Source organism: Streptomyces sp. NPDC090022, assembly GCF_044748145.1.
GTDB lineage: Bacteria > Actinomycetota > Actinomycetes > Streptomycetales > Streptomycetaceae > Streptomyces.
This window is the reverse complement of record NZ_JBIVFN010000001.1, coordinates 845,856-866,748: the sequence shown is the minus strand read 5'-3', so window position 1 is coordinate 866,748 and position 20,893 is coordinate 845,856. Positions and strand designations below refer to the sequence as shown.

23 protein-coding genes are annotated in these 20,893 nt (G+C 74.6%); 16 read left to right on the top strand and 7 right to left on the bottom strand.

The annotated features are described in order from the left end of the window. The first annotated feature begins 32 nt into the window (after positions 1 to 32). The gene (locus tag ACIPXB_RS03870; RefSeq protein WP_401444120.1) at positions 33 to 404 is read left to right on the top strand and encodes a hypothetical protein; all 372 of its coding nucleotides are present in this window, start codon (positions 33 to 35) and stop codon (positions 402 to 404) included. Between the two features lie 187 nt (positions 405 to 591). Next, entirely contained in the window at positions 592 to 1,227 is a 636-nt protein-coding gene (locus ACIPXB_RS03865; protein ID WP_401444118.1) for a VOC family protein, read from the top strand. A 30-nt stretch (positions 1,228 to 1,257) separates the two neighbouring features. Here ACIPXB_RS03865 and ACIPXB_RS03860 read toward each other — a convergent pair whose 3' ends face one another. Next, positions 1,258 to 1,947 (bottom strand): hypothetical protein, encoded by a 690-nt coding sequence (locus ACIPXB_RS03860; RefSeq protein WP_401444116.1) that lies wholly within the window; start codon positions 1,945 to 1,947, stop codon positions 1,258 to 1,260. 212 nt (positions 1,948 to 2,159) lie between these two features. On the opposite strand from ACIPXB_RS03860, the gene ACIPXB_RS03855 reads away from it, so the two are divergent. Next, positions 2,160 to 2,801 carry a GNAT family N-acetyltransferase gene (locus ACIPXB_RS03855; RefSeq protein WP_401444114.1) on the top strand — a complete coding sequence of 214 codons (642 nt, stop codon included), beginning with the start codon at positions 2,160 to 2,162 and terminating at the stop codon, positions 2,799 to 2,801. 72 nt (positions 2,802 to 2,873) lie between these two features. Here the strand turns inward: ACIPXB_RS03855 and ACIPXB_RS03850 are convergent, their stop codons facing one another. Continuing rightward, complete coding sequence (locus tag ACIPXB_RS03850) at positions 2,874 to 3,500, bottom strand: response regulator (protein WP_401444111.1); 627 nt, start codon at positions 3,498 to 3,500, stop codon at positions 2,874 to 2,876. Continuing rightward, positions 3,497 to 4,561 carry a sensor histidine kinase gene (locus ACIPXB_RS03845; RefSeq protein ID WP_401444109.1) on the bottom strand — a complete coding sequence of 355 codons (1,065 nt, stop codon included), beginning with the start codon at positions 4,559 to 4,561 and terminating at the stop codon, positions 3,497 to 3,499. The genes ACIPXB_RS03850 and ACIPXB_RS03845 overlap by 4 nt, the downstream gene beginning before the upstream one ends. A 234-nt stretch (positions 4,562 to 4,795) precedes the next feature. Here ACIPXB_RS03845 and ACIPXB_RS03840 point away from each other — a divergent pair, with 234 nt between their 5' ends. Together ACIPXB_RS03840 and ACIPXB_RS03835 are read left to right on the top strand one after the other, a co-directional pair. Next, the gene (locus ACIPXB_RS03840; protein ID WP_401444107.1) at positions 4,796 to 5,338 is read left to right on the top strand and encodes an RICIN domain-containing protein; all 543 of its coding nucleotides are present in this window, start codon (positions 4,796 to 4,798) and stop codon (positions 5,336 to 5,338) included. A 58-nt stretch (positions 5,339 to 5,396) separates the two neighbouring features. Next, positions 5,397 to 5,645 (top strand): hypothetical protein, encoded by a 249-nt coding sequence (locus ACIPXB_RS03835; protein ID WP_401444104.1) that lies wholly within the window; start codon positions 5,397 to 5,399, stop codon positions 5,643 to 5,645. Between the two features lie 146 nt (positions 5,646 to 5,791). Here the strand turns inward: ACIPXB_RS03835 and ACIPXB_RS03830 are convergent, their stop codons facing one another. Next, a complete protein-coding gene (locus ACIPXB_RS03830) occupies positions 5,792 to 6,235 on the bottom strand; it encodes a MarR family winged helix-turn-helix transcriptional regulator (RefSeq protein ID WP_401444101.1) in 444 nt (147 codons plus the stop codon). Positions 6,236 to 6,339: 104 nt separating this feature from the next. On the opposite strand from ACIPXB_RS03830, the gene ACIPXB_RS03825 reads away from it, so the two are divergent. Then, complete coding sequence (locus ACIPXB_RS03825) at positions 6,340 to 6,732, top strand: nuclear transport factor 2 family protein (RefSeq protein WP_401444099.1); 393 nt, start codon at positions 6,340 to 6,342, stop codon at positions 6,730 to 6,732. Here ACIPXB_RS03825 and ACIPXB_RS03820 read toward each other — a convergent pair. After that, on the bottom strand, positions 6,729 to 7,346 hold the full coding sequence (locus tag ACIPXB_RS03820) for a 2'-5' RNA ligase family protein (RefSeq protein ID WP_401444096.1): 618 nt from the start codon (positions 7,344 to 7,346) through the stop codon (positions 6,729 to 6,731). The genes ACIPXB_RS03825 and ACIPXB_RS03820 overlap by 4 nt on opposite strands. A 275-nt stretch (positions 7,347 to 7,621) precedes the next feature. Here ACIPXB_RS03820 and ACIPXB_RS03815 point away from each other — a divergent pair, with 275 nt between their 5' ends. Both ACIPXB_RS03815 and ACIPXB_RS03810 read left to right on the top strand, forming a co-directional pair. Then, positions 7,622 to 8,644 carry an alpha/beta hydrolase gene (locus ACIPXB_RS03815; RefSeq protein WP_401444094.1) on the top strand — a complete coding sequence of 341 codons (1,023 nt, stop codon included), beginning with the start codon at positions 7,622 to 7,624 and terminating at the stop codon, positions 8,642 to 8,644. Positions 8,645 to 9,015: 371 nt separating this feature from the next. After that, the gene (locus ACIPXB_RS03810; RefSeq protein WP_401444091.1) at positions 9,016 to 9,870 is read left to right on the top strand and encodes a CAP domain-containing protein; all 855 of its coding nucleotides are present in this window, start codon (positions 9,016 to 9,018) and stop codon (positions 9,868 to 9,870) included. A gap of 260 nt (positions 9,871 to 10,130) precedes the next feature. Here ACIPXB_RS03810 and ACIPXB_RS03805 read toward each other — a convergent pair whose 3' ends face one another. Further along, positions 10,131 to 10,373, bottom strand: coding sequence for a hypothetical protein (locus tag ACIPXB_RS03805; RefSeq protein ID WP_401444088.1), 243 nt, complete (start codon positions 10,371 to 10,373; stop codon positions 10,131 to 10,133). On the opposite strand from ACIPXB_RS03805, the gene ACIPXB_RS03800 reads away from it, so the two are divergent. From ACIPXB_RS03800 to ACIPXB_RS03770, 7 genes are all read left to right on the top strand, one after another. Then, positions 10,363 to 10,668: a hypothetical protein gene (locus ACIPXB_RS03800; RefSeq protein WP_401444086.1), complete on the top strand. Its 306-nt coding sequence runs from the start codon at positions 10,363 to 10,365 to the stop codon at positions 10,666 to 10,668. The genes ACIPXB_RS03805 and ACIPXB_RS03800 overlap by 11 nt on opposite strands. A gap of 413 nt (positions 10,669 to 11,081) precedes the next feature. After that, positions 11,082 to 11,840: a thioredoxin family protein gene (locus tag ACIPXB_RS03795; RefSeq protein WP_401444084.1), complete on the top strand. Its 759-nt coding sequence runs from the start codon at positions 11,082 to 11,084 to the stop codon at positions 11,838 to 11,840. After that, positions 11,837 to 12,469 carry a TlpA family protein disulfide reductase gene (locus ACIPXB_RS03790; protein ID WP_401444082.1) on the top strand — a complete coding sequence of 211 codons (633 nt, stop codon included), beginning with the start codon at positions 11,837 to 11,839 and terminating at the stop codon, positions 12,467 to 12,469. The genes ACIPXB_RS03795 and ACIPXB_RS03790 overlap by 4 nt, the downstream gene beginning before the upstream one ends. Then, positions 12,466 to 13,248, top strand: a complete 783-nt coding sequence (locus ACIPXB_RS03785; RefSeq protein ID WP_401444080.1) for a cytochrome c biogenesis CcdA family protein — start codon at positions 12,466 to 12,468, stop codon at positions 13,246 to 13,248. Before ACIPXB_RS03790 ends, ACIPXB_RS03785 begins: the two co-directional genes overlap by 4 nt. A 53-nt stretch (positions 13,249 to 13,301) precedes the next feature. Next, positions 13,302 to 13,946, top strand: a complete 645-nt coding sequence (locus tag ACIPXB_RS03780; RefSeq protein WP_401444077.1) for a hypothetical protein — start codon at positions 13,302 to 13,304, stop codon at positions 13,944 to 13,946. A 9-nt stretch (positions 13,947 to 13,955) separates the two neighbouring features. After that, positions 13,956 to 14,681: a response regulator transcription factor gene (locus tag ACIPXB_RS03775; RefSeq protein WP_401444075.1), complete on the top strand. Its 726-nt coding sequence runs from the start codon at positions 13,956 to 13,958 to the stop codon at positions 14,679 to 14,681. Further along, positions 14,678 to 16,090: an ATP-binding protein gene (locus tag ACIPXB_RS03770; RefSeq protein ID WP_401444072.1), complete on the top strand. Its 1,413-nt coding sequence runs from the start codon at positions 14,678 to 14,680 to the stop codon at positions 16,088 to 16,090. Before ACIPXB_RS03775 ends, ACIPXB_RS03770 begins: the two co-directional genes overlap by 4 nt. Before the next feature lie 147 nt (positions 16,091 to 16,237). On the opposite strand, the gene ACIPXB_RS03765 is transcribed toward ACIPXB_RS03770, so the two are convergent. Further along, entirely contained in the window at positions 16,238 to 17,176 is a 939-nt protein-coding gene (locus tag ACIPXB_RS03765) for an amidohydrolase family protein (RefSeq protein ID WP_401444070.1), read from the bottom strand. Between the two features lie 288 nt (positions 17,177 to 17,464). Between ACIPXB_RS03765 and ACIPXB_RS03760 the strand changes: the two genes are divergently transcribed. Further along, positions 17,465 to 20,878: a CehA/McbA family metallohydrolase gene (locus tag ACIPXB_RS03760; protein ID WP_401444067.1), complete on the top strand. Its 3,414-nt coding sequence runs from the start codon at positions 17,465 to 17,467 to the stop codon at positions 20,876 to 20,878. Positions 20,879 to 20,893 lie beyond the last annotated feature (15 nt).

The window sequence follows — 20,893 nt, the reverse complement described above, 5'->3', positions numbered from 1 at the left end:
CCGCCCGACCCGGTAGCCTGCCGCCGGGCACGATGCGGAGCATCGCAGCGGACGGGGAGTGGGGGCAGGCCATGGGGGACGATCTGCGGCGCGAGCGCTGGATCATCACGGCGGAACGGGTCTCGGAACGGCGCGGGGACGACGGCGGCCAGCTGGAGACCGTGACCGAGCTCGACGGCACCCAGGAGGAGGCCGAGGCCGCACTGGAGCAGGCCGCGCGCACCATGCAGGTGGGCACCTTCCTCCAGGAGCGCCGCCGGCTGGTGTACCGCCAGCTCGACGGCTCGCACCTGGTCCGCTGCACCGGTTTGATGGGTGGTCACCATTCCCGGGTGCTGCGTGCCGCGCGCCTGGTGTGGGACTCCGGCCTCCAGGGCGGCGCGGGCGCGCCGGACGGCCGCTGAGCCGGTCGGGCGCCGCGGCCCGTCCGGCCCCGACCGCCGGACAGGCGGCGCTGCTGCCCGGCTTCGACCGGCCTCCCTCCGGGATGACGATGATCGATCCGCTCCACGGCTGAATCCACGGTGGACGCGGCGGGGGCGGCGGGCGTGGCGTAGCGATTTGTGCGGGTTGCCGGGTGACGATGGCGCCGTGCGACTTGATCACGTGTCCTATGCGGTGGCCCGCGACAGCTTCGTCTCGACCGTCCAGTGGATCGGATCGGCCCTCGGCGCCGGGTTCGTCGACGGGGGCGTGCACCCGCGCTTCGGCACGCGCAATTTCATTCTCCCGCTGAGCGGCGGCACCTACGTCGAGGTCGTCACCACACTCGACCACCCCGCCGCCGACCGCGCACCCTTCGGCCAGGCGGTCGCGCGCCGCGCCGCCGAGGGCGGCGGCTGGCTCGGCTGGGTGGTCTCCGTCGACGACATCGCCCCGGTCGAGGCCCGCCTCGGCCGCACCTCGGCCGAGGGCCACCGTGTCCGCCCCGACGGGTTCGACCTGAGGTGGAAGCAGATCGGCGTGCTGGAACTGATGGAGGACCCGCAACTGCCGTACTTCCTCCAGTGGTTGGTCCCCATCGAGGAGCGCCCGAGCGCCGACCCGCGCACCTCCACCACCATCCACGGGGTCTCCATCGCCGGCGACGCCGCCTCCATCGCCGAGTTCCTCGGCGAACCGGCCGACCACCCCCTCGACCAGATCGACGTCACCTGGGTCGAGGACGAGGAACCGGGCCTGGTCTCGGTCGAGTTCGCGACCGCCCACGGCCCGGTCACGATCTGACGGTCCGTCATCGGTGGAGCCGCGGGGCCGTCAGCGCCTGCGCGGGTGGACGGTGGGGTCGGGGAGCTCCAGGTCGGTGCAGCCACGACGGTCGCCCTGATCCGCCGCGAACCTGTCGAGGAGGCTCCTCACCTCGCTCATCGGCAGCACCGATCGGGAGCTGTCCCGGGCGTAGCTGTTGGCGAGGAAGTGGGCGGACTCCCCGGCGCATCGGGCCTTGGCCCGGCCGGACTGCTCGCCGAGCAGCGCGTCGCGAGGGCTGCACCCCTCGGGGATCCGCGTGTTGGCCGAGAGCAGCCGTTCGAAGGGCTCGTCCGCCCAATCGCCGTACCATCCCGTGAGGTTCACGGCGGACTCGCCCGTGCCGGAGTCGATCAGCGAGCAGCTGGTGATCGGGGCCCGCTCGTCCGTGGGTGCGATCACCTGCCACTCCTTGCCGGACGGGCTCGCGGGCAGTGTGAACCGGGCCGGCCGGCCGCACGCCGTGCCCTCCGCCTGGCTCAGGGACAGCTTCCGGGCGGGTTCCACGCGCTCCGGCAGCGGCAGCGGGTCGGCCCCGCAGCCGGTCTCGGCGTTGGCTCCGTTGGCCACGCGCACGGCCGTGCGCAGGGACTGGGGCGAGGGGCTTTTCTCCACCCCGTGGGTATAGACCTTGGTGACGAGGCGTCGCTTGCGGCCGTCGGAGTCCTGGCCCAGCTTCGGGCACTCCTGGATGATCACGGGACGGCGAGCACCACCGCCAGGATCCCGGGCACGCGCCAGCTGCGCGGCCACCGCCGCCGTATCCCCGATGCCATGACCTGCAGCCTCTCCGCTCCCCCAGGGAGACCCCTCCCTCGCTCACGCGTGACGACACTGCAGTTCCCCTGACCGGCGACACCCGATGATGTAATAACCCTTGCAGGAAACGGGTCATTACATATGGGGGAATCATGTCCGAGGACCGGATCACCGGCTGGGTGAAGCAGTGGATCGACGGATGGACCGTCTCGCGCGGCGCGGCCGACCCGGTCGAGGAACCGTGGGGGTGGACCATCGCCGTGGGGCTGCCGAAGGAGGTCGCCCGGCACGTGGTACCCGTGCCCACGGAGGCCGACGTCCGCAAACTGGCCGACACCGCACCGCCGGCGACCTGGCTGAAGCTCTTCGCCCCGGACGAGGTGGTGCGGCCCTGGGTGGGGGACGAGTGGGAGACGGACATCGCCGGCTTCCTGATGACCTTGCAGCTCGCCCCGGCTCCGGCCGGTGCGCCGCCGGCCGGATACACCCTGACGTCCTGGAGCCGGGGCGGGGTGATCAAGGTCCTGGTGCGCACCCGGGACGGGCAGCTGGCCGCGAGGGGTCAGGTGGGCCTGGCCGGCCGCACCGCGGTGGTGGACCAGATCGAGACCGCCCCGGACCAGCGACGCCGGGGCCTGGGCGCCCTGGTCATGCGCACGCTGCAGAACGCCGCGTGGGAGGCGGGGGCGCGAGACGGGATACTGGTGGGCACGCCCGACGGCAGGGCCCTGTACGAGGCCCTGGGCTGGACCCTGCGCTCCCCGATGGCCGGCCTGGCCCGCCGGGCGGAGTGACGTCGGCCGTGCAGGACCGGACCGCAGCCCGTCACGTGCTGCGGGCGCTCGCTCGTGGGACCGGCTCGCACGTCAGGTGTTCAGGCCGTCCTCATGGAGGCGTTGGGCCAGTTCGATCTTCGTGTACGCCGGGCGGCCCACCTGCCGGTACTTCTCCTTCACCTGGTCCAAGTAGTACTTGGCCGTGTGGACGCTGATTCCCGCGCGCCGGGCAGTGGCCTTCAGGGTCAGACCGGACGCGTAGTCGCGGAGCACCTGCCGTTCCCGGGGAGCCAGGCGCGGCCGGAGCGGACCGGTGTCGTGGGCCCAGGCGAAGGCGAGTTCCGGGGAATGGGCCGTGCCGCCCCGCGCCACGGTTTCGACGGCCTCGACGAGGGAGTCCAGCGCGTGGTTCTTGGTGAGGTAGCCGTCGGCTCCGGCTGCCACCGCGGCCACGACCCTGTCGCGGTCGGCCACCGTGCTGATGACCAGGACCTTGCTCCCGGCCGCCCGTACCCGTCGTACGTTCGTCTCCGGCCGGGATCCGTCGCGCAGCACGAGGTCGAGGAGTACCACGTCGGCCCGCCCCGCGGGCCCGGCGAGCAGTTCGCCGACCGTTGCCGCGGTCCCGAGCAGACGCAGTCGTCGCTGGCCGGACAGCCAGGAGCTGAGCCCGTCGAGGAGCATGCGGTCGTCGTCGACCGCGGCAATGTCGATCACGTCGGCCAGCGCAGTTCGACGACGGTCCCCTCGCCGGGGCGGCTGTCCACATCTGCCCGTCCCCCGATGGACGCCATCCTGGCGAACACGGATCGGCGCAGGCCGGTGCCCGTGGCGCGGCGGGCCGGATCGGAGGCGTCGAAGCCGACGCCTCGGTCGGCCACGGTGACCTCCACCCCCCTCGTGTTGCCGACGGCGGTGAGGTGGGCCACCCGGGTCGCCGCGTGCCTGCGTACGTTGTTCAGTGCCTCGGACACGGCGGCGGCCAGGGCTTCGGCGACCTCCCGCGGCAGATCCGGCACAGCGTGGTATTGCGCGTTCACCGTCAGCCCCAGACTCTCCGCGGAGCGGACTGCCTCCTCCAGTGCGGCGCCCAGGCCCGGGGAGCCGGTCGTGCGAGGCTCGTACGTGGGGTGGGGCGGCTCGTCGAACTGAACGAGGCGTCTCAGGTAGGCGGCTTCCCGGGCACAGCGGTCCCGGACCGCCGGCGCATTGGCGTCCACGCGGCCGGACGCGATCGTGGTGAGCGTGGCGAGCACCGTGTCGTGCAGTGCCGCATGGTGCGCCGTCCGCTCGGCCTGCCGTGCCCGGGCGGCCTCGGCCGCGACCGCCTGCGCCTGCGCGGCGTCCAGGGACACCCCCTGGCGGCGGAGGTACCACCAGCCCGAGCCGACTGCGGTCACGCTGACGAGGAGTGCGCTGACGTGCTCGAAGGCCCCCGCCGAGTCGGAGTTCGGCACCACCCCGTACAGGGCGGGTGATGTCACCAGCAGGAGCAGGACGGACAGGGCGGTGCCTCGCGGAGCGAGCGCCACGATGGCGGCTGCCGCGGCCGACAGCCCGTGAACCATCAGCCAGCCGTGCGGATCCACCGCCGGCCCGTCACCGATGAGTGCGACCGCTACCCACGGCAGGACGCATCCGGTCACCAGTACGTCGGCCCAGACCGCCCGGGCGGCGAACCGGCCGCGCAGGAGTGCCGGGGCGTAGAGGAACACCGTGATGGCGCAGACACAGGCCAACAGCACAACGGCTCGAACGTCGACGGGGTCGGTGATCACGACGCTGACGGCAACCGTCAGGTGCGCGAGCCGAAAGAGCCCGGTGGCCTGCACGGCCAGTCGACGCGCACGCTGAAGCCCCACTCCCGTACCCCCCGTGTGACGAGATCCCCCGCCGGTACCCCCCTGAACGGGTGGGTGCCGTGGTTTCAGTGGATCTCGGTACTTTTCTCGGCGTCAAGGCTGTCCTCGGACACAACCGATACGACTGACCATAACGACCAGGGAGTTCCTGTGATTCGATCGTCCTTACCGCGTCTGCGCTCCGGCGCCCTCGCGCTCGCCGCCTCGGCCTGTCTCGTCGCAGGATTCGGCTCTGCCCACGCCGCCTCTTCGACCGGTGCCGAGGTCGTGCCCGGAGGCGCGCACCAGTACCGCAACGCCGTCACCGGCAAGTGCCTGGACGTCCGGGGCGGGTCGCAGGACCCGAACGCGGTGATCCAGCAGTTCGACTGCAAGTGGGCCCTGAACCAGCAGTTCGTCTCGCAGTTCACCGGGTCGGACCCCACCACGCGGCTGCAGCCCCGCCATTCGGGGATGTGCGCCAGCGCCGCCGGCAGCTGGCCGGGCTCGTACGTCACCCAGCAGCGCTGCCTCGGCGGCCCCAGCGAGCGCTGGGAGCTGGTGGACCTCGGCGGCGGCGCGGTGGTCGTCAAGAACGCCTTCACGGGTCTGTGCCTGGACGACGCCGGATGGAGCGACGGCAGCCGCCGCGAGGTCCGGCAGGCCGTGTGCCGGAACAGCGGCGCACAGGTCTGGATCCGTCACGCGGTATGAGCTCACGCCCCCGCCGTACCCGGCATGCCCCGTGAGACGGACCACTGAGGAGGACGACATGCGCACCACGAAAACCTGGACGGCCGGCATCGTGCTGGCCTCAGCCCTTGCCGGGGGTGCCGGCACCGCCTTCGCCGTCGGCCCGGCCGGCCCGGCGGCGGTAACGGCCGCCACCCCGAACCGGCCCGTTCTCGTCGGTTACTACGGCACCGGCGAAGAGTGCTACGAGGCGGGCTCCGCCCTCGTGGGCGAGCACGCCTGCGCCTTCGCGGGTGCCCGGGGATGGGCTCTGTACGTGTTCGACTGACGGCACGGCACAGCACGGCACGTGACCGTCCCGGCCCTCGCCCCGGCCGGCCCGGCCAGGGTGGCGGTGAGGGCCGGAACCAGCCCGTGGCCCAGGTCTCGCGGTCACGGCGCCAGTCGCGTCACCAACGCGTCCGGACACCGCACCTAGCCGAACGGGCCCTCGGCCGTGAAGCGGCGCAGGTCGCGGGCGAATCGGGCGGCGTCGCCGGGCGGCCACGCGGACAGGCCGGCCATGATGTCGGCCGCCAGGCGCGTACGGAGCTCCGCCACGACGGACTCGCCCCGCTCGGTGAGGACGAGCAGATGGGCACGCCGGTCGGCCTGGTCCGGGGTACGCCGGACCAGGCCGGCGGACTCCAGGCGGGACGCGCGGCGGGTGACCCCGGAGCGGTCGAGCCCGACATCGGGCGCGAGGTCGGCGGCGCTACGGGGTCCGGTCCGGGCCAGTGCGCTGAGGACGGGGTAGGTCAGCTCGTCGACCGCCTCCCCCATGCCCTCGGTGAGCCGCCGGTGCAGCTGCGTGCGCGTGGTGCGCCTGAGCAGAATGCCCAGCGCGTCCGCGATCTCGTGCCCCACTTCGTTGTCCACCCCATCAGAATAGCGTGCGCGGCGCACGCAGTGGGTGCTACGGTGAGAATGATGCGTGCGAGGAGCACGCAGTTTCCCTCCGCACTCGGCCCGAAGGAAGTCCCATGACGCGTACCGGCATCGAGGCCGCCCTGAAGGACCTGCTCTTCAACCGCGACCTCTCCGTCGAGGAGGCGGCCGACCGCCACTTCACCCCGGACTACCGCCAGCGCACGGACGGGCAGTGGTCCGACCGCGCCGGGTTCGTCGAGCACATCACCCACCTGCGCGGCGTCGTCGCCGACGGACACCTCGAGGTGCACGAGGAGCTGTACGACGGCAGCAAGTACGCCGACCGGCACACCGCCCACGTCACGAAGCGGGACGGCTCGACGGTGCGTATGGAGGTCTACCTGTTCGGCGAGTTCGCACCCGACGGCCGTTTCAGCCGCATCGAGGAGACCACCTTGATGGTCGAGGGCACCGACGACGACCGCAACCTCGGCAGCGCCCGCTAGCCCTCTGTGTGCCAGTGGACGGTGCCCGTGCCCAGGGTGATCGTGGCGCGGGGGCGCATGGGGCCGTCGTCGCGGCGCGAGAGCAGCACGATCTCGTCCACGCGCGCCGGCATGCTGCCCAGCCGGGCCGCGCACTCGGCGGCCAGGTGCCGCGGGTCGTGGGTGCGGCCCAGGGACAGATGGGGCGTGAAGGTGGGGAACCGTCCGCCGCAGCGGGGGAACGGCTCCGCCAGGGCGCGCTCCAGCTCCGTCCACGGGGCGAGGCCCGCCGCGGCGGGGTCCAGCCAGACGGTGGCGTAGGCACGGTGCCGGAAGGAGCGGACTCCGCTCAGGCGTACGGCGAACGGTGCCCGGCCGGCGGCCGCGGCGGCCAGGAGCGGGGCCGCCACCGGGAAGTCGGCCTCCGGGACGAAGCCGAAGACCAGGTTCACATGGGGTGGCCAGCGGCGGATCTGGGGGTCGTGCACGGCGCGGATGTCCTGGATGGCGGGCCACAGCGGGGCCGGGGGGAGCCAGACGACGGCGGTCCGGGGGGTCGGAGCCGCCTCCAGGAACCCCGGAACACCGGCCCCGGCACCGCGGCCGCCGCCGGCTCCGGAAGAGGACAGGTCCACATCCCCATGATGTCCCCTTCGTCCGCCCGCGTCCCCCTCCGGGCACCTGCGGGCACCTGCGGGTCAGGGGGCGGACGGCGCTGCGCCGCTGACCCACGCGCCCCGCCGCGCGCAGGGCGCGGCAGGTGTCAGGGTCCACAGCACGGTGAAGGCGCCGGACATGCCGTCATGCTACGAACCGGCACCGACAGCGCGGCCGCGCGGCCACCCGGGCAGGCCACCCGGGCCGTCGCGCGGGCGGTTGCCGAGCGCGGCGATGTGATGGGATACGCCGTATGGATATCGGGCGAGTGGGCGCCGGCGGTACGGGGCCCCGAACTGCGGCAGTTCCTCCCTTCGATCCCGAACTGGCCCCCGTGCTGGCGGCCTTGGGCGAGGAGGTCCGGGAGCCGATGACCCCGGACAACCTCGCGGACCGGCAGGCGCGGGACGCCACTTCCCGGCCCCGGCCCACCGTCGAGGAGCTGCGGGCCGACGGCCGGTTCGAGGTGGCGGAGTTGTGCGTGCCGGGACCGCCCGGAGCGCCGGACGTCACCCTCGTGAGCGCGCGGCCGGCCGGGGTCGGCGGGCGGCTGCCCCTGCTGTACTACATGCACGGCGGCGCCATGGTCATGGGCAACGCGTGGTCCGTGCTCCCGCGGATCCTGCGCGAGTGGGTCCTGCCCCTCGAACTGGCCGTCGTCTCGGTCGAGTACCGGCTCGCGCCGGGAACGCGGTACCCGGGTCCGCTGGAGGACTGTTACGCCGGACTCGTCTGGGCGGCCGGACACGCGGCCGGACTCGGCATCGACGCCGACCGGATCGTCATCGGCGGCAAGAGCGCCGGCGGCGGGCTCGCCGCGGCCCTGGCCCTGCTCGCCCGCGACCGCGGCGGTCCCGGGGCCCTGGGGCAGCTGCTGATGTCCCCGATGCTCGACGACCGCCTCGGCACCTTCTCCGCCCGGCAGATGACGGGCATCGACATCTGGGACCTCACCTCCGGCGCGACCGCCTGGCAGGCGCTGCTGGGCGAGCGCCACGGCAGCGCGGACCTGCCTCCGTACGCGGCCCCCGCCCGGGCCACCGACCTCACCGGACTCCCCCCGGCCTACCTCGACGTCGGGTCGGCCGAGATGTTCCGGGACGAGGGCGTGGCGTACGCGAACGCGATCTGGCAGGCCGGCGGCCGCGCGGAACTGCACGTGTGGCCCGGCGGCTGCCACGGCTTCGACAGCCTGGCGCCCCGGGCGGCCGTCAGCCAGGACGCGCGCGAGGCCCGCACCCGGTGGCTGCGGCGTCTTCTCGACCGGCAGGGATGAACGGGGGCCATGAGCGGGGGCCATGAGCGGGGGCCATGGGCGGGGGCCATCAGCGGGGTCGGGGTGTGAAACCTCGGGCTGGGCACGTCGGTTGGCGAGGTCGCGGGCCCGGCGTCGGGGACGGCTCGGCACAGGCGCGGGGTGACGTGACCCGGGCGGCTTGAGGGGATTGTCCGGGTCGTCCCTGTGGCCTCCCTGCGGGCTTCCTTAAGGGAACGTGAAGTGGCCCTCCTGGCGGCTCTTTCGGCTGATCACCGACCTAAGCTCAGGCGGACTCCCCTCCTCCCCTTCTCCTGTGAGGTGTTACCGGCATGAGCCGCAGCCGAACTCCCGAAACGTCGCCCCGTGTCGAGGCACGACGGAGGAAGGCGGTGCGCACCCGCATCGTGCTGTCGGTCACCGCGGCGGCCGCGGCCGTGGCGGTCGGGGTGGCGGTGGCCGACTCCGACGGTGACGCCCGCAACGACCGGTCGGCCGACGCCGCCGGTACGAAGGCGGGTTCCGCGACGCCGGGCGCGACCGACGGGACCGGGACCGCCTCCGCCACCGCCGCCGTCCCCCCGCCCACCGCCGACGCCACGGCTTCGGCCACGGCGAGCGCCAGCCCCTCCGGGACGCCCGACGCCGGCACCACGGGATCCCCGACTCCCCCGAAGCCGGCCGCAGGCGGCGACACGGGCGGCGCGGGGTCCGTACCGGCTCCGGCCGACAAGCCCACGCGCAAGCCCGCCACGACCACGGGCGGCGGCTCGGGCTCCGGATCGGGCTCCGGCTCGGGCGGATCCGGCGGCTCCGGCTCGGGCGGCGGCTCCGGCTCGGGCTCCGGCGGCGGGACCGTCAACACCGACGCCGAGTCCGCGGTCCTCTCCCTGGTCAACAAGGAGCGGGCGGCCGCCGGGTGCGGCCCGCTGACCTCCAACGCCAAGCTGAGCGCGGCCGCCCGGGCGTACAGCGACACCATGGCGCGCAGCGGGGTCATGTCCCACACGGGGCCCGACGGGTCCACCATGACCAGCCGCGTGGAGGCCGCCGGGTACGCCTGGTCCGGCCTGGGCGAGAACATCGCCCGCGGTCAGGCCGACGCCACCGCGGTCATGAAAGCGTGGATGAACAGCTCCGGCCACCGGGCCAACATCCTCAACTGCTCCTTCAAGGAGATCGGCATAGGGGTCCACAAGGGCGACGGCGGCCCGTGGTGGACGCAGAACTTCGGCACCCCCAGGTAGCCCTGAGCCCCCCACAACCACCCCCCACCGGCCGCCTGGCGGCCCCGACGTCCTCCGACCCGTATCCGGGCCGGAGGACGTCGGCGTTCGCCGGGCGTACGCCGCCCGCAGCAGCCGCCCGAAGCCGCCGGCCGGGTCCACGGCCATCCCGGGTGAACCGGTACGAAGCGGCCCTTCGGAGCGAACCGGAGCGGAGGGGGGAGGCGGTGTCACGACGGTCGGGGCGTCGGCCACTATGGGGCGGTGCCCCGTATTCCGCGTTACCTGCTCATATGGCTGTCGTGCACGGCCGCCAGCGTGACTGCCGTGCTCGCCACGGTCCAGTACGTTGTCGGCTCGACCCGGCACACGCCCCCGGTCGCGCGGTCCGCCCCGACGGTCATCGATACGCCGCCCGCCTGGACGGCGCCGAGCCCCTCGCCCCCCGCGCCGTCCCCGAGCCCGTCCGCCAGCGCCTCGCCCACGGCGTCGCCGCGGCCGTCCTCCCCGGCCGTGAGCCCCACGCCGGCCAAGGCCACGCCCGAGCCCCCGCGGGATCCGGGCCCGCGGAACGTCGACTGCGAGCAGGGCGGCGCCGGCCTGCACACCGTCCCCGCGCAGGGCGGCAAGGCCACCGTGCGGTACGGTGGCCGGGGCGTGTGCCTGATCTCCGCGATCCCCGCCCGCGGCTTCAAGGCCACCACCTCACAGACCGCGGACCACATCCTCACGGTCACGTTCACCGGCCCCGGCCACGAGTCGGTCATCACGGCCACCATCAACCCGGCGAAGGCCAGCGTCCGCGAAACCTCGTTCTGAGAACGACGCGAGAACGACGCGAGACCGGGGCGAGAACGACGTGCCGACCGCCCGTCCCGGCGGCCAGCGGCTCCGGCCGGTCCGCACCGCTCGGCCACGCCGGCCCCTTTCGCCGCTTTCAGCGCGTTCACCGCGTTCGCCGTATTCACCACGTTATGAGCCCTGTTGGACCGGGCTCCGGCGAAGCGGAACGTGAGCTCTTCCTTAGGGCAACCTCAAGATCCGGCACAGCAGGTTCCGGTGGCGCCGGGCGGACCTATGCTCGCGTCAGCCGAGCGGCCCTCGGCGCCGGGACGTAGCGAACGCGACGCCCGGCGCGGCGGCGGGCCGCCGGTTTCACCGTGCCGGGAGGCGTTCTCGCCCCTCCCGCAGTCCGAACCGTGCCTTGGGGTGTCTTCGCCATGAGTTCTCGCATGCTCCGACCCGTCCGCTCCGCCGCGCCCCTGGGGAGGCGACTGCCGCTCGTCGCCGCGGCCGTGGTCGCGGCGGGGCTGGCCACGGCCTGCGGGCCGTCCTCGCAGCCCGCCGGATCCGCTGCATCGGCGCCCGGCCGGTCCGCGCAGACCCTCACCCCGGAGGCGGCGTCCGCGACGGGGGCGACGGACGCCTCGCCCACCGCTTCGGCCTCGCCGTCCGTATCGCCCTCGACATCGCCCTCGACATCGGCGTCCGCGTCCGCCGGGACCCGGCCCGCGGCCTCGCCCACCCCCTCGCGCGCCCAGACCGGTTCGGCCGCCGGCCGCAAGCCCGGCGCGTCCACCGCGCCCGCGCCGGGCCGGATACCCGGCCCCGGCTACGACAGTTCGGCCGACGCCCAGAAGCAGATCGACGCGGCGCTGCGCGCGGCGAAGGCCGACGGGCGCACGGTGCTGCTCGACTTCGGCGCGAACTGGTGCGGCAACTGCAAGGCCGCCGACAAGGTGTTCGCCCAGCCGCAGACGGCGGCGATCCTGGGGGCCTCGTACCACCTGGTGAAGATCGACATCGGTGGCGACAGCACCGCCAACTCGGCGCTGCTGCGCAAGTACAGCCCCTCGGGCGGGACGTACACGATGCCTGTCCTGGTCGTGGTCTCCCCGTCCGGCACGGTGCGCACCGACACCCACGTCACGGGCAACCCCTCGCTGACCGCGGACGGCATCAACGCCTTCCTCCGGAAGTGGGCGTCATGAGACCACCGCGCCGGCGGGCCGTCGCCGTACCGGCCGGGGCCGGCCTCGCGGTGGCGGCCGCCCTGGTCCTCGCCGGCCTCGCCACGGACGACGGGGGCGATACGGGCGCCCCCGGGACGGCGGGGCGGGCGGGCGGCGCCGTCCGGCCGGCGGACGGGGCGAGGGTCGTGGCCCCCGGCGCCCGGCAGGACGCACCCGCCCTGGCCGGTGACGACCTGGACGGCAGGCCGGTCAGCCTCGCCGGCCTGCGGGGCCAGGTCGTCGTGGTCAACGTCTGGGGTTCCTGGTGCGGCCCCTGCCGCGCGGAGGCCGACGACCTGGAGCGGCTGAACCGGCAGACCCGGGGCCAGGGGGTGACGTTCCTCGGCATCAACACCCGGGACCTGGACCGGGCGGCGGCGCAGTCGTTCGTCCGCGCGCACGGTCTGAGCTTCCCCAGCCTCCACGATCCGGACGGTTCCCTCCTGCTCCGGTTCCCGCCCGCTGTGCTCAACCCGCAGACGGTTCCCTCGACCCTCGTGATCGACCGGCGCGGCCGGATCGCGGCCGGCATCGGGGGCGCCGTCACCGACGAGGAGCTGCGGCCCCTGCTGGCGAGCGTGGTGGCGGAACCGGAGCAGGTACCGTGACGGCGGCCGGCCCCTGGGCGCTCGCCGCCACCGACACCGCTTCCCTCCTGACCGGAACGCTCGCGATCGCGGCCCCCGTGGCGTTCGTCGCGGGTCTGGTCTCGTTCCTGTCGCCGTGCGTCCTTCCTCTCGTACCGGGCTACCTCAGTTACGTGACCAGCCTGTCGGTCGCCGACCTGGCGGCCGCGCGCGGCGGTCGCCGCAGCCGGATGGCGGCCGGCGCGCTGCTGTTCGTCCTCGGTTTCACAGCGGTCCTCGTCTCCGGGGGCGCCCTGTTCGGCTACGCCGGCCGTACCCTCCTGGCCCACCAGGAGGCGGTCACCCAGGTGCTCGGTGTGTTCACGGTCCTGATGGGTCTGTCGTTCATGGGGTTCCTTCCGGGGTTGACGCAGCGGGAACTGCGCAGCCACCGGCGGCCGGTGCTGGGGCTCGCCGGAGCGCCGCTGCTGGGGGCGGTGTTCGCGGTCGGCTGGACCCCGTGCATCGGCCCGACCCTGGCCGCCGTCCAGGCGCTGGCCTGGACCGAGGCCAGTGCGGGGCGCGGCGCCCTGCTCATGGCCGCCTACTGCCTCGGGCTGGGGCTGCCGTTCGTCCTGGCCGCGCTGGCCTTCCGCCGGACGCTGGGGGCGTTCGGCCTGGTCAAGCGCCATTACGCGTGGGTTCTGCGGATCGGCGGCGGGATGCTCGTCCTCGTCGGCGTGGCGCTGGCCACGGGGGTCTGGAACGACCTGGTGTACCGGCTCCAGGTGTGGAGCGCCGGCTTCGCCACGGCCCTCTAGGGCCGGTCCGCACCACAGATGTACCACCGGCACGAAGAGACAGAGAGAGACGGATGAACGCTTTCCCGTACGTACGGCCTTCGCGCACCGCCCGGCTGGGGGCCGCCCTCGTCGCCGTGGCCGCCCTCGCGGCCTGCGGACAGCAGCCCGCGCAGGGCACCGGCGCCAGCTCCGGCACCGGCTCCGGTGCCGCCGCACCCGCGACGACCCGTTTCACCGAGAACGGGGTCACCGTCACGCTGTCGGTGTCCGGCTGGCAGGCGTCGAAGGACACGTCGAAGGACACGTCGTCGAAGGGCACCTCGAAAGGCACCTCGAAGGGCACGCTGACCGCCGTCTTCACGCCCGAGAAGCCGGGGTTCCACCTCTACAGCGCCGATCTGCCGCCCACCGGCGTCGAGGGCGTGGGCCGGCCGACCGCGATGGCCGTCACCGGCTCCCTCACGGCGGAGGGCAGGCTGACCGCCGACGCCGAGGTGCGGTCGATCAGCCTGCCCGGGGTCGACGCCCCCGTCCCCGTCTACCCGGACGGCCCGGTCACGGCCACGCTGCCCGTGCGCGCCGACGGCACGGGGAACGCGACGGTCCTGCTCGGCTACGCGAGCTGCAGCACCCGGGAGGGCTGCACCATTCCGGTCTCCGACCGGCCCGTGCGCCTGCGCGTCACCGGCGACGGACCCGTGTTCGACGCCCCCTAAAGTGTCCCCATGCCGAGCGTCCTGGTCGTGGAAGACGACCCCAGCATCCGCCAGTCACTGATCGAGGTCCTGGCGGAGCACGGGTATGCCGTGCGCAGCGTGGCCGACGGGTTCGGCGCGCTGCGCGAGGTCACCCAGACGCCCGTCGACGCGGTGGTCCTCGACCTGGGGCTGCCCGATCTGGACGGCGGGGACGCCCTGCGCATGATCCGGGGCATATCCTCCGTGCCCGTGCTGGTGGCCACCGCCCGCGACGACGAGGCGGAGATCATCAAGCTCCTCAACGCGGGTGCCGACGACTACCTGGTCAAGCCCTTCTCCGGGGGCCAGCTCATCGCACGCCTGTCCGCCGTCCTGCGGCGCACCAGCCATGTGCCGCCGCCCGCCGGTGCCGCGTCCGGCGCACCGGTGGCGCCGGCGGCCGAGCCGCTGCGGCCCACGACCGTGGGCGAGCTCGCGGTGGACCCGGGCGCGCGCACCGCGTACCTGGCCGGCCGGGAGCTGCGGCTGACGCGCCGGGAGTTCGACCTGCTGGCGTTCCTCGCCCACCACAGCGGCCAGGTGGTCTCCAAGCGCCGGCTGCTGACCGAGGTGTGGCGCGAGCCGTACGTGGACGACCAGACCGTCGACGTGCACCTGTCGTCCCTGCGCCGCAAGCTGGGCGAACGGGCGGCGGCCCCGCGCTACCTGCTGACGGTCCGCGGCGTCGGCATCAAACTGGTGGCGCCGCGGTGAGGCGCTCACTGGCCGGGGTGGCGCTCGCCGTGACCTCCATGGTCGCCCTCTCGTTCCTCATACCGCTGGCCGCGCTGGTGATGTCGCTGGTCAAGGAGCAGGGCGTCACCGCAGCCGAGCAACAGGCCGCCGCCCTGGCACCCGTGCTGACGCTCACCACGGATCCGGCCGCCCTGCGGGAGTCGGTGGCGAGCCTGGACGCGGCCGAGCGGCTGGTCGTCCATCTGCCGTACGGCGGCGCGCTCGGCCCGTCCAAGGCCCCGGCGGCACTGCTCGAACGGGCGCAGCGGGGCCGGGAGTCCATCTCCCAGGAGATCCCGGGCGGCTGGATCTGCCTGCAGCCGGTGGTCCTCGCCGACGACCAGGTGGCCGTGATCGAGAACTTCGTCCCCGAGAAGGAACTGAGCCGCGGGGTCACCCGGTCATGGGCCGTCATGGCCTTCCTCGCCGTGGGTCTGATCGGCGGTTCGGTCCTGGTCGCCGACCGGCTGGGCGCGAAGGTCGTGCGGTCCTCCCGGCGGCTCGCGCAGGCCTCGCACGCCCTGGGCCAGGGCGACCTGGACACCCGGGTGGACCCCATGGGCCCCAAGGAACTGCGGGACGCGGGCGTCGCCTTCAACGCGATGGCCCACCGGATGACCGAACTGCTCGCCGTCGAGCGCGAGCTCGTCGCGGACCTGTCCCACCGGCTGCGCACCCCGCTGACGGCGCTGCACCTGGCGTCGGAACGCATGGCCGGTACGCCGGAGTCGGCCAGGGTCGAAGCCGCGGTCGCCGAGCTGGAGGCGGAGCTGCGGGCCATCATCGCGGCGGCCCGCACCCCGCTCGCCGTGGGACCCATGGGCCAGGGCATGCTCGGTCCGGAGGCGGCCGCGGGCCACCAGGGCGCCGGGGGCGCGGGGGCGCCCGCCGTGGCCCCGCGCTGCGAGGCGGCCGACGTGGTCCGCCGTCGTACGGCGTTCTGGTCGGTCCTGGCGGAGCAGCAGAACCGCTGCTGCACAGTGGACCTCACCCAGGAGCCCACGGCCGTCGCGCTGTCCGACGACGACATCGCCGCCGTGGTGGACGCGCTCATCGGCAACATCTTCCGCCACACCGCGCCCGGGACCCCGTTCGGCGTCCACGTGGTACGCACGGCCCAGGCCGTGGAGCTGGTCGTGGAGGACGGCGGACCGGGCATCCCCGACCCGGACCGGGCGCTCTCGCGCGGCAGCAGCACCGGGTCCACGGGACTGGGGCTCGACATCGCGCAGCGGGCCGCGACCGCCACGGGCGGCTCGATGCACATCGCCGTCAGCCCGCTGGGCGGGGCGCGCATCACGGTGACGTTCGCGCTGGCCGCGCCGGCCCCGTCCGGACGCAGGTCGCGCATCTCCCGCCGCCGCCCGCCCTGGCCGCGCCGCCGGTAGCGCCGGGCGCGGCGGGGCGGCGGGCGCCCCGGCAGGCCGCGGGCGTCCGGCGGGCGACAGGTGCCCCAGCAGGCCGCGGGCGTCCGGCGGGCGACAGGTGCCCCAGCAGGCCGCGGGCGTCCGGCGGGCGACAGGCGCGCCGCGGGCTCAGGCGCGGGCGAGCCGGGGCAGCAGGAGCTCGGCGTTGCCGCGGTTGATCGCGTGCAGCTGCCCGTCGTCCCCGTGCGGGTACGCGTCCAGCCCCGCGTCGAAGCCGGTGCCCCACTCCTCGGGGAGCATGGGGAAGTCGCTGCCGTAGAGGATGTGCCCGGGCGCGGCGAACGCGGTCAGGGAGGGCAGCGCGGCGGGGCCTGCCGACAGCGCGGTGTCGAAGTAGAAGCGCCGCAGGTCCTCCAGGAGGCCCTCGGGGGTGAGGCCGGCGTGCAGGCGCGCGACCACCGCGAACCGCTGGGCGGCGTACGGCAGGAAGCCGCCCGCGTGGGGCAGGATCAGCTTCAGGTTCGGGTACCGGCGCGGCACGCCGTGCACGGCCAGGTGCAGGGCGGTGCGGGCGGTGTCGTACGGGAAGTCCACCAGAGGGCCGGGCAGGCCCGGGACCGGCTCGCCGGGCGGTGCGGTGGGGTGGACGAGGACGACGGCTGCGCGGGCGTCGAGCTCCGCCCACAGCGGTTCGAAGGCCGGGTCGCCGAGGTACCGGCCGCCGGTGTTGGACAGCACGATCACACCGTCGGCGTGCAGCACGTCCAGGGCGTGCGCGGCCTCGGCGAGGGCGCCGTCGACGTCGGGCAGGGGCAGGGCGGCGAAGTGACCGAAGCGGTCGGGGCGGTCCTTGACCACCTCGGCGGTGTACTCGTTCACGCGCCGGGCGCCGTCGCGGGCCCCGGCGGTGTCGTCCGGTGCGGCGAGCGGCGCGGGGAAGGACAGCACTCCGGTGGCGATCGATCTGCGGTCCATCATCGCGATCGCGCCCGGTCCGTCCCAGGCCGGTGCGGGCCAGCCGAGCGCCGCGGCCCGTTCGGCCATCGCGCGGCCGCGGTCCGGGGGGATCAGGTGCTGGTGTACGTCGATGCGCGCGGCGTCCGTCATCCCTGCCCGGGCCTCCTCGTGTACGGTGCCCCGCCTCCCCGCGGCGGCGGTCCGTTCCCCATGAGAGGGGACGGCGCGGGGTCGGCGGGGCCGGCCCCGCCCGGGACACGGGCGCGGCTGCCCGCAACTCCCCCGAACAGGCCAGCGGGTACGCTCCCCCACTCCTCGGACTTGGCATGAACGAGTCGTTCCCACCCTTCGCCCGGTGCCCTACTGTTCGGTCGAACAAGACGCGGCCCTCGCGTCCTTCGGCGCGCCGGCGTGACAGGAAGACGAGAGGACGATGACGTGACCGACCCCCTCCGCACCGACCCCCTCCGCGCTGATCCCCTCCCCGGCCGCCGGGACGTCCTGCGGCTCGGGGCGCTGCTGACCGCCGGCGGACCGGCCGCCCTGGTGCCGACGGACCTCACGTACGCCGCGACGCGCGCCGGCGGGGACGGCCGGACCGAGACGACGACGTACCGCGGCCGCTCCCCCTTCGGCTTCGACCAGTGGGCCTCCGTCGACTTCGACGTGCCGGCCGGGGTGCGCCGCATATCCGTCGGCTCCAGCTTCGACCCGGCCACCTCCCCCTCCCTGCCCGGGACCTGGTCCAACATGCTCGACATCGGCATCTTCGGGCCGACCGGTTTCCGCGGCTGGTCGGGCGGCGCCCGGCGGGACTTCACCCTGTCGGCCGCCGACGCCACCCCCGGCTACTTGCCCGGCCCCGTCCAGCCGGGCAGGTGGTCCGTGGCCCTCGGCCCGATGGTCAGCGAACCCGGCGGCATGGGCTGGGAGGTCCGGGTGACCCTGGAGTTCGGCGACCCGCCGCCCACCGCTCCCCACGACGTCCTGCCCGCTGCGGTGTCCGGCCGCGGCGCCGGCTGGTACCGCGGGGACCTGCACCTGCACACCGTCCACTCCGACGGACACCGGACGGTCGACGAGCTCGTCGCCGCCGCCCGCGCCGCCCGGCTGGACTTCATCGCCACCTCCGACCACAACACCAGCTCCACCGGCCTGTCGTGGCGCGGCAACGTCCCCCGCGACCTGCTGGTCGTCAACGCGGAGGAGGTGACCACCCGGCACGGGCACTGGCTGGCCCTCGGACTTCCGCAGGGCGAGTGGGTGGACTGGCATTACGGCCCGTCCGACGGGGCGTTCGACGGACACGTACGGCGCGTGCACAGCCTCGGCGGTCTCGTCGTCGCCGCGCACCCGATGACCCCCGGCGCCGGCTCCCTGTGGACGTTCGGCCTCGACGGCGTCGACGCCATGGAGATCTGGAACGGCCCCTGGACCCTGGACGACGAGGCGAACGTCGCCCTCTGGCACGCCCGGCTCTGCCTGGGCCGACGTCTCGCCGGTGTGGGCAACAGCGACGCGCACGCCCCCGGTGACGTCGTCGGGCGGCCGCACACCGTGGTACGGGCGGGCTCGCTGTCCACCGCCGCGCTGCTCGAGGCCGTGCGCGCGGGCCGCTCGTACGCGGCGGAATCGGCCGCCGTGACGGTGGACTTCACCGCGTCCGCGAACGGGGTGAGCGTGGGGCCGGGCGAGGAGCTCCCGCTGTCGTTCTTCGACACGGTGGACGTCCACGTCACCGTCACCGGTGCCCCGCACACCGTCGCGGTGCTCGTCACCGAGTGGGGTGTCATGGCCTCGACGGCGATCGGCGCCGGCGGCAGCGCCCGCCTGCACTGGCGGGGCTGGGGCAGGGCGTCCCTGTTCGCCCGCGCCGAGGTGCGCCGCCCGGAGCCCGCGTGGACGGTGCCGAACCAGATGGTCGCCGTCACCAACCCGATCTGGTTCTACGGCCGTCCGCTGCCTCCGTACGCGATCGACGGGCGCACGCTGTTCCTGGCCGAGCGCGCCGCGGACGGCGGCTGGGGCGGCACCCGCCCGCTGCCCGGGGCCGGGGGCGCCGCGGCCTTCGACGGCGTACGGGCCGACGCGGCCGCGCTGCCCGACGGGACCACGCTGGTCCTGGGCATCGGGCCCGACCGCGGCCTGTGGCTGATGAGCGCCGGCCGTACGGAGAACACGCCGCGGCCCTGGCAGCGCCTGGCGGGACCCGACGGGGCCGGCTCCTTCACCGTGCTGGACGCGGGGGTCGCGGGCCTGCGGGACGGCAGTGCCCAGATCGTCGCCGTCGGCACGGACGGCATCCTGTACCACCAGCAGGTCCGGACCGACGGCGTCCCGGCCGGTTTCCGTCCCGTCCCCGGCAACGGCGGCGCCGCCCGCTGGAGCGCCACCCAGGTGGCGATCGCCGCGATGCCGGACGGCAGCACACAGCTGGTGTGCTTCGGCGCGGACGGCGCCGCCCACCACTGCGTCCGGGACGCCCGCGGGAGGTGGACGCCCTGGGGCCGGCTGGCCGGCGCCCACGGGGCCGCCTCCTTCAGCGGCCCGGCCCTGGACATCGCGGGTCTGCCCGACGGTTCCGCCCAGGTCCTGGCCATCGGACTGGACGGGATCGTCTACCACCAGGTCCGCCACGCCGATGGGTCCTGGAGCGGGTTCCGGTGCCCCACCGGGGTCACCACCAGCCTCATGGGGGCGAGTTCCGTCGGGATCGCCGGCATGCCGGACGGCAGCGCGCAGATCGTGGCGGTCGGGCTCGACCGCCACGCCTGGCACCGCATCCGCGACCGGGACGGCTCCTGGACCGGCTGGACCCAGGTCAGGGGGCCCGGCGGCACCGATCCGTTCCCCGCGAGCCAGGTCCGCATCACCGCGCTGCCGGACGGCGCCGCGCGCGCCGTCGGCATCTCGGCCTCGGACGATGCCTCCGCCACCACCTCCTCCGGTAGCACCTCCTCCGGTACCGCCTCCTCCCGTACCACCGCCTCCGACCGGGCCGTGCCCGGCTTCCGGCTCCGCAACCGCCGCTCCGGCAAGGTGCTCGGCCTGGACCGGACGGCGGCGCCCGGCCGCGCCGGGATCGTCCAGGACACGGACGACGGCAGTGCCGGCCACGCGTGGGAACTCCAGGCCCACGACGACGGCTGGTACGTCCTGCGCAACCACCGCTCCGGCAAGGTCCTCGCGGTGGACGGCATGTCCACCGCCGAGGGCGCCCGGGCCGTCCAGGCCGCGGGCTCCGGATCCGGCACCGCCCCCGACGGCCACCTGTGGCGGCTCGTCGGCGACCACGACGGCTGGTACCGCCTGCGCAACAAGCACTCGGGCAGGGCGCTCGCCCTGGACGGCCGTCCGACCACGACCGCCGACGGTGCGCGGATCGTCCAGCGCGCCGACCTCGCCGCCGAGGACCGGCTCTGGCTGCTCCAGCCCGACGGCCCGGTCCGGATCGCCGACCCCGGGTCCGGCGAGGTGCTCGGCGCCGGGCGGGAACCTGCCGCCGGCCCGGCCCCGGTCGGGTCGTACGCCGACACCGCCACGCCCGGCCACCGGTGGACGTTCCTGGCCGACGCCGACGGCTGGTTCCGTATCCGTGACGCCCACGGTGGCCGCGTGCTCGGCGTGGAGCGGATGTCCACCGCCGAGGGCGCCCGGATCGTCGCGTACGCCGACACCGGGTCCGACGGCCACCGGTGGCGCCTCGTCCACCACGGCTCCGGCTGCTTCCGCCTGGTCGGCGCCCACTCCGGCAAGGCGCTGGGCGTCGAACGGGCGGCGGCGGACGGCGCCGCCAGGATCGTCCAGCGCGGCGCCGACGGCACGGACGGCCCGCTCTGGCGGCTGCGCTGACCCGCCGCACCACCG

Bases quoted from the DNA above. Each gene is read 5' to 3' on its own strand.
- ACIPXB_RS03870 (WP_401444120.1), top strand. From the start codon at position 33: ATGCGGAGCATCGCAGCGGACGGGGAGTGGGGGCAGGCCATGGGGGAC.
- ACIPXB_RS03855 (WP_401444114.1), top strand. From the start codon at position 2,160: ATGTCCGAGGACCGGATCACCGGCTGGGTGAAGCAGTGGATCGACGGA.
- ACIPXB_RS03835 (WP_401444104.1), top strand. From the start codon at position 5,397: ATGCGCACCACGAAAACCTGGACGGCCGGCATCGTGCTGGCCTCAGCC.
- ACIPXB_RS03825 (WP_401444099.1), top strand. From the start codon at position 6,340: ATGACGCGTACCGGCATCGAGGCCGCCCTGAAGGACCTGCTCTTCAAC.
- ACIPXB_RS03815 (WP_401444094.1), top strand. From the start codon at position 7,622: ATGGATATCGGGCGAGTGGGCGCCGGCGGTACGGGGCCCCGAACTGCG.
- ACIPXB_RS03795 (WP_401444084.1), top strand. From the start codon at position 11,082: ATGCTCCGACCCGTCCGCTCCGCCGCGCCCCTGGGGAGGCGACTGCCG.
- ACIPXB_RS03790 (WP_401444082.1), top strand. From the start codon at position 11,837: ATGAGACCACCGCGCCGGCGGGCCGTCGCCGTACCGGCCGGGGCCGGC.
- ACIPXB_RS03780 (WP_401444077.1), top strand. From the start codon at position 13,302: ATGAACGCTTTCCCGTACGTACGGCCTTCGCGCACCGCCCGGCTGGGG.
- ACIPXB_RS03775 (WP_401444075.1), top strand. From the start codon at position 13,956: ATGCCGAGCGTCCTGGTCGTGGAAGACGACCCCAGCATCCGCCAGTCA.
- ACIPXB_RS03765 (WP_401444070.1), bottom strand. From the start codon at position 17,176: ATGACGGACGCCGCGCGCATCGACGTACACCAGCACCTGATCCCCCCG.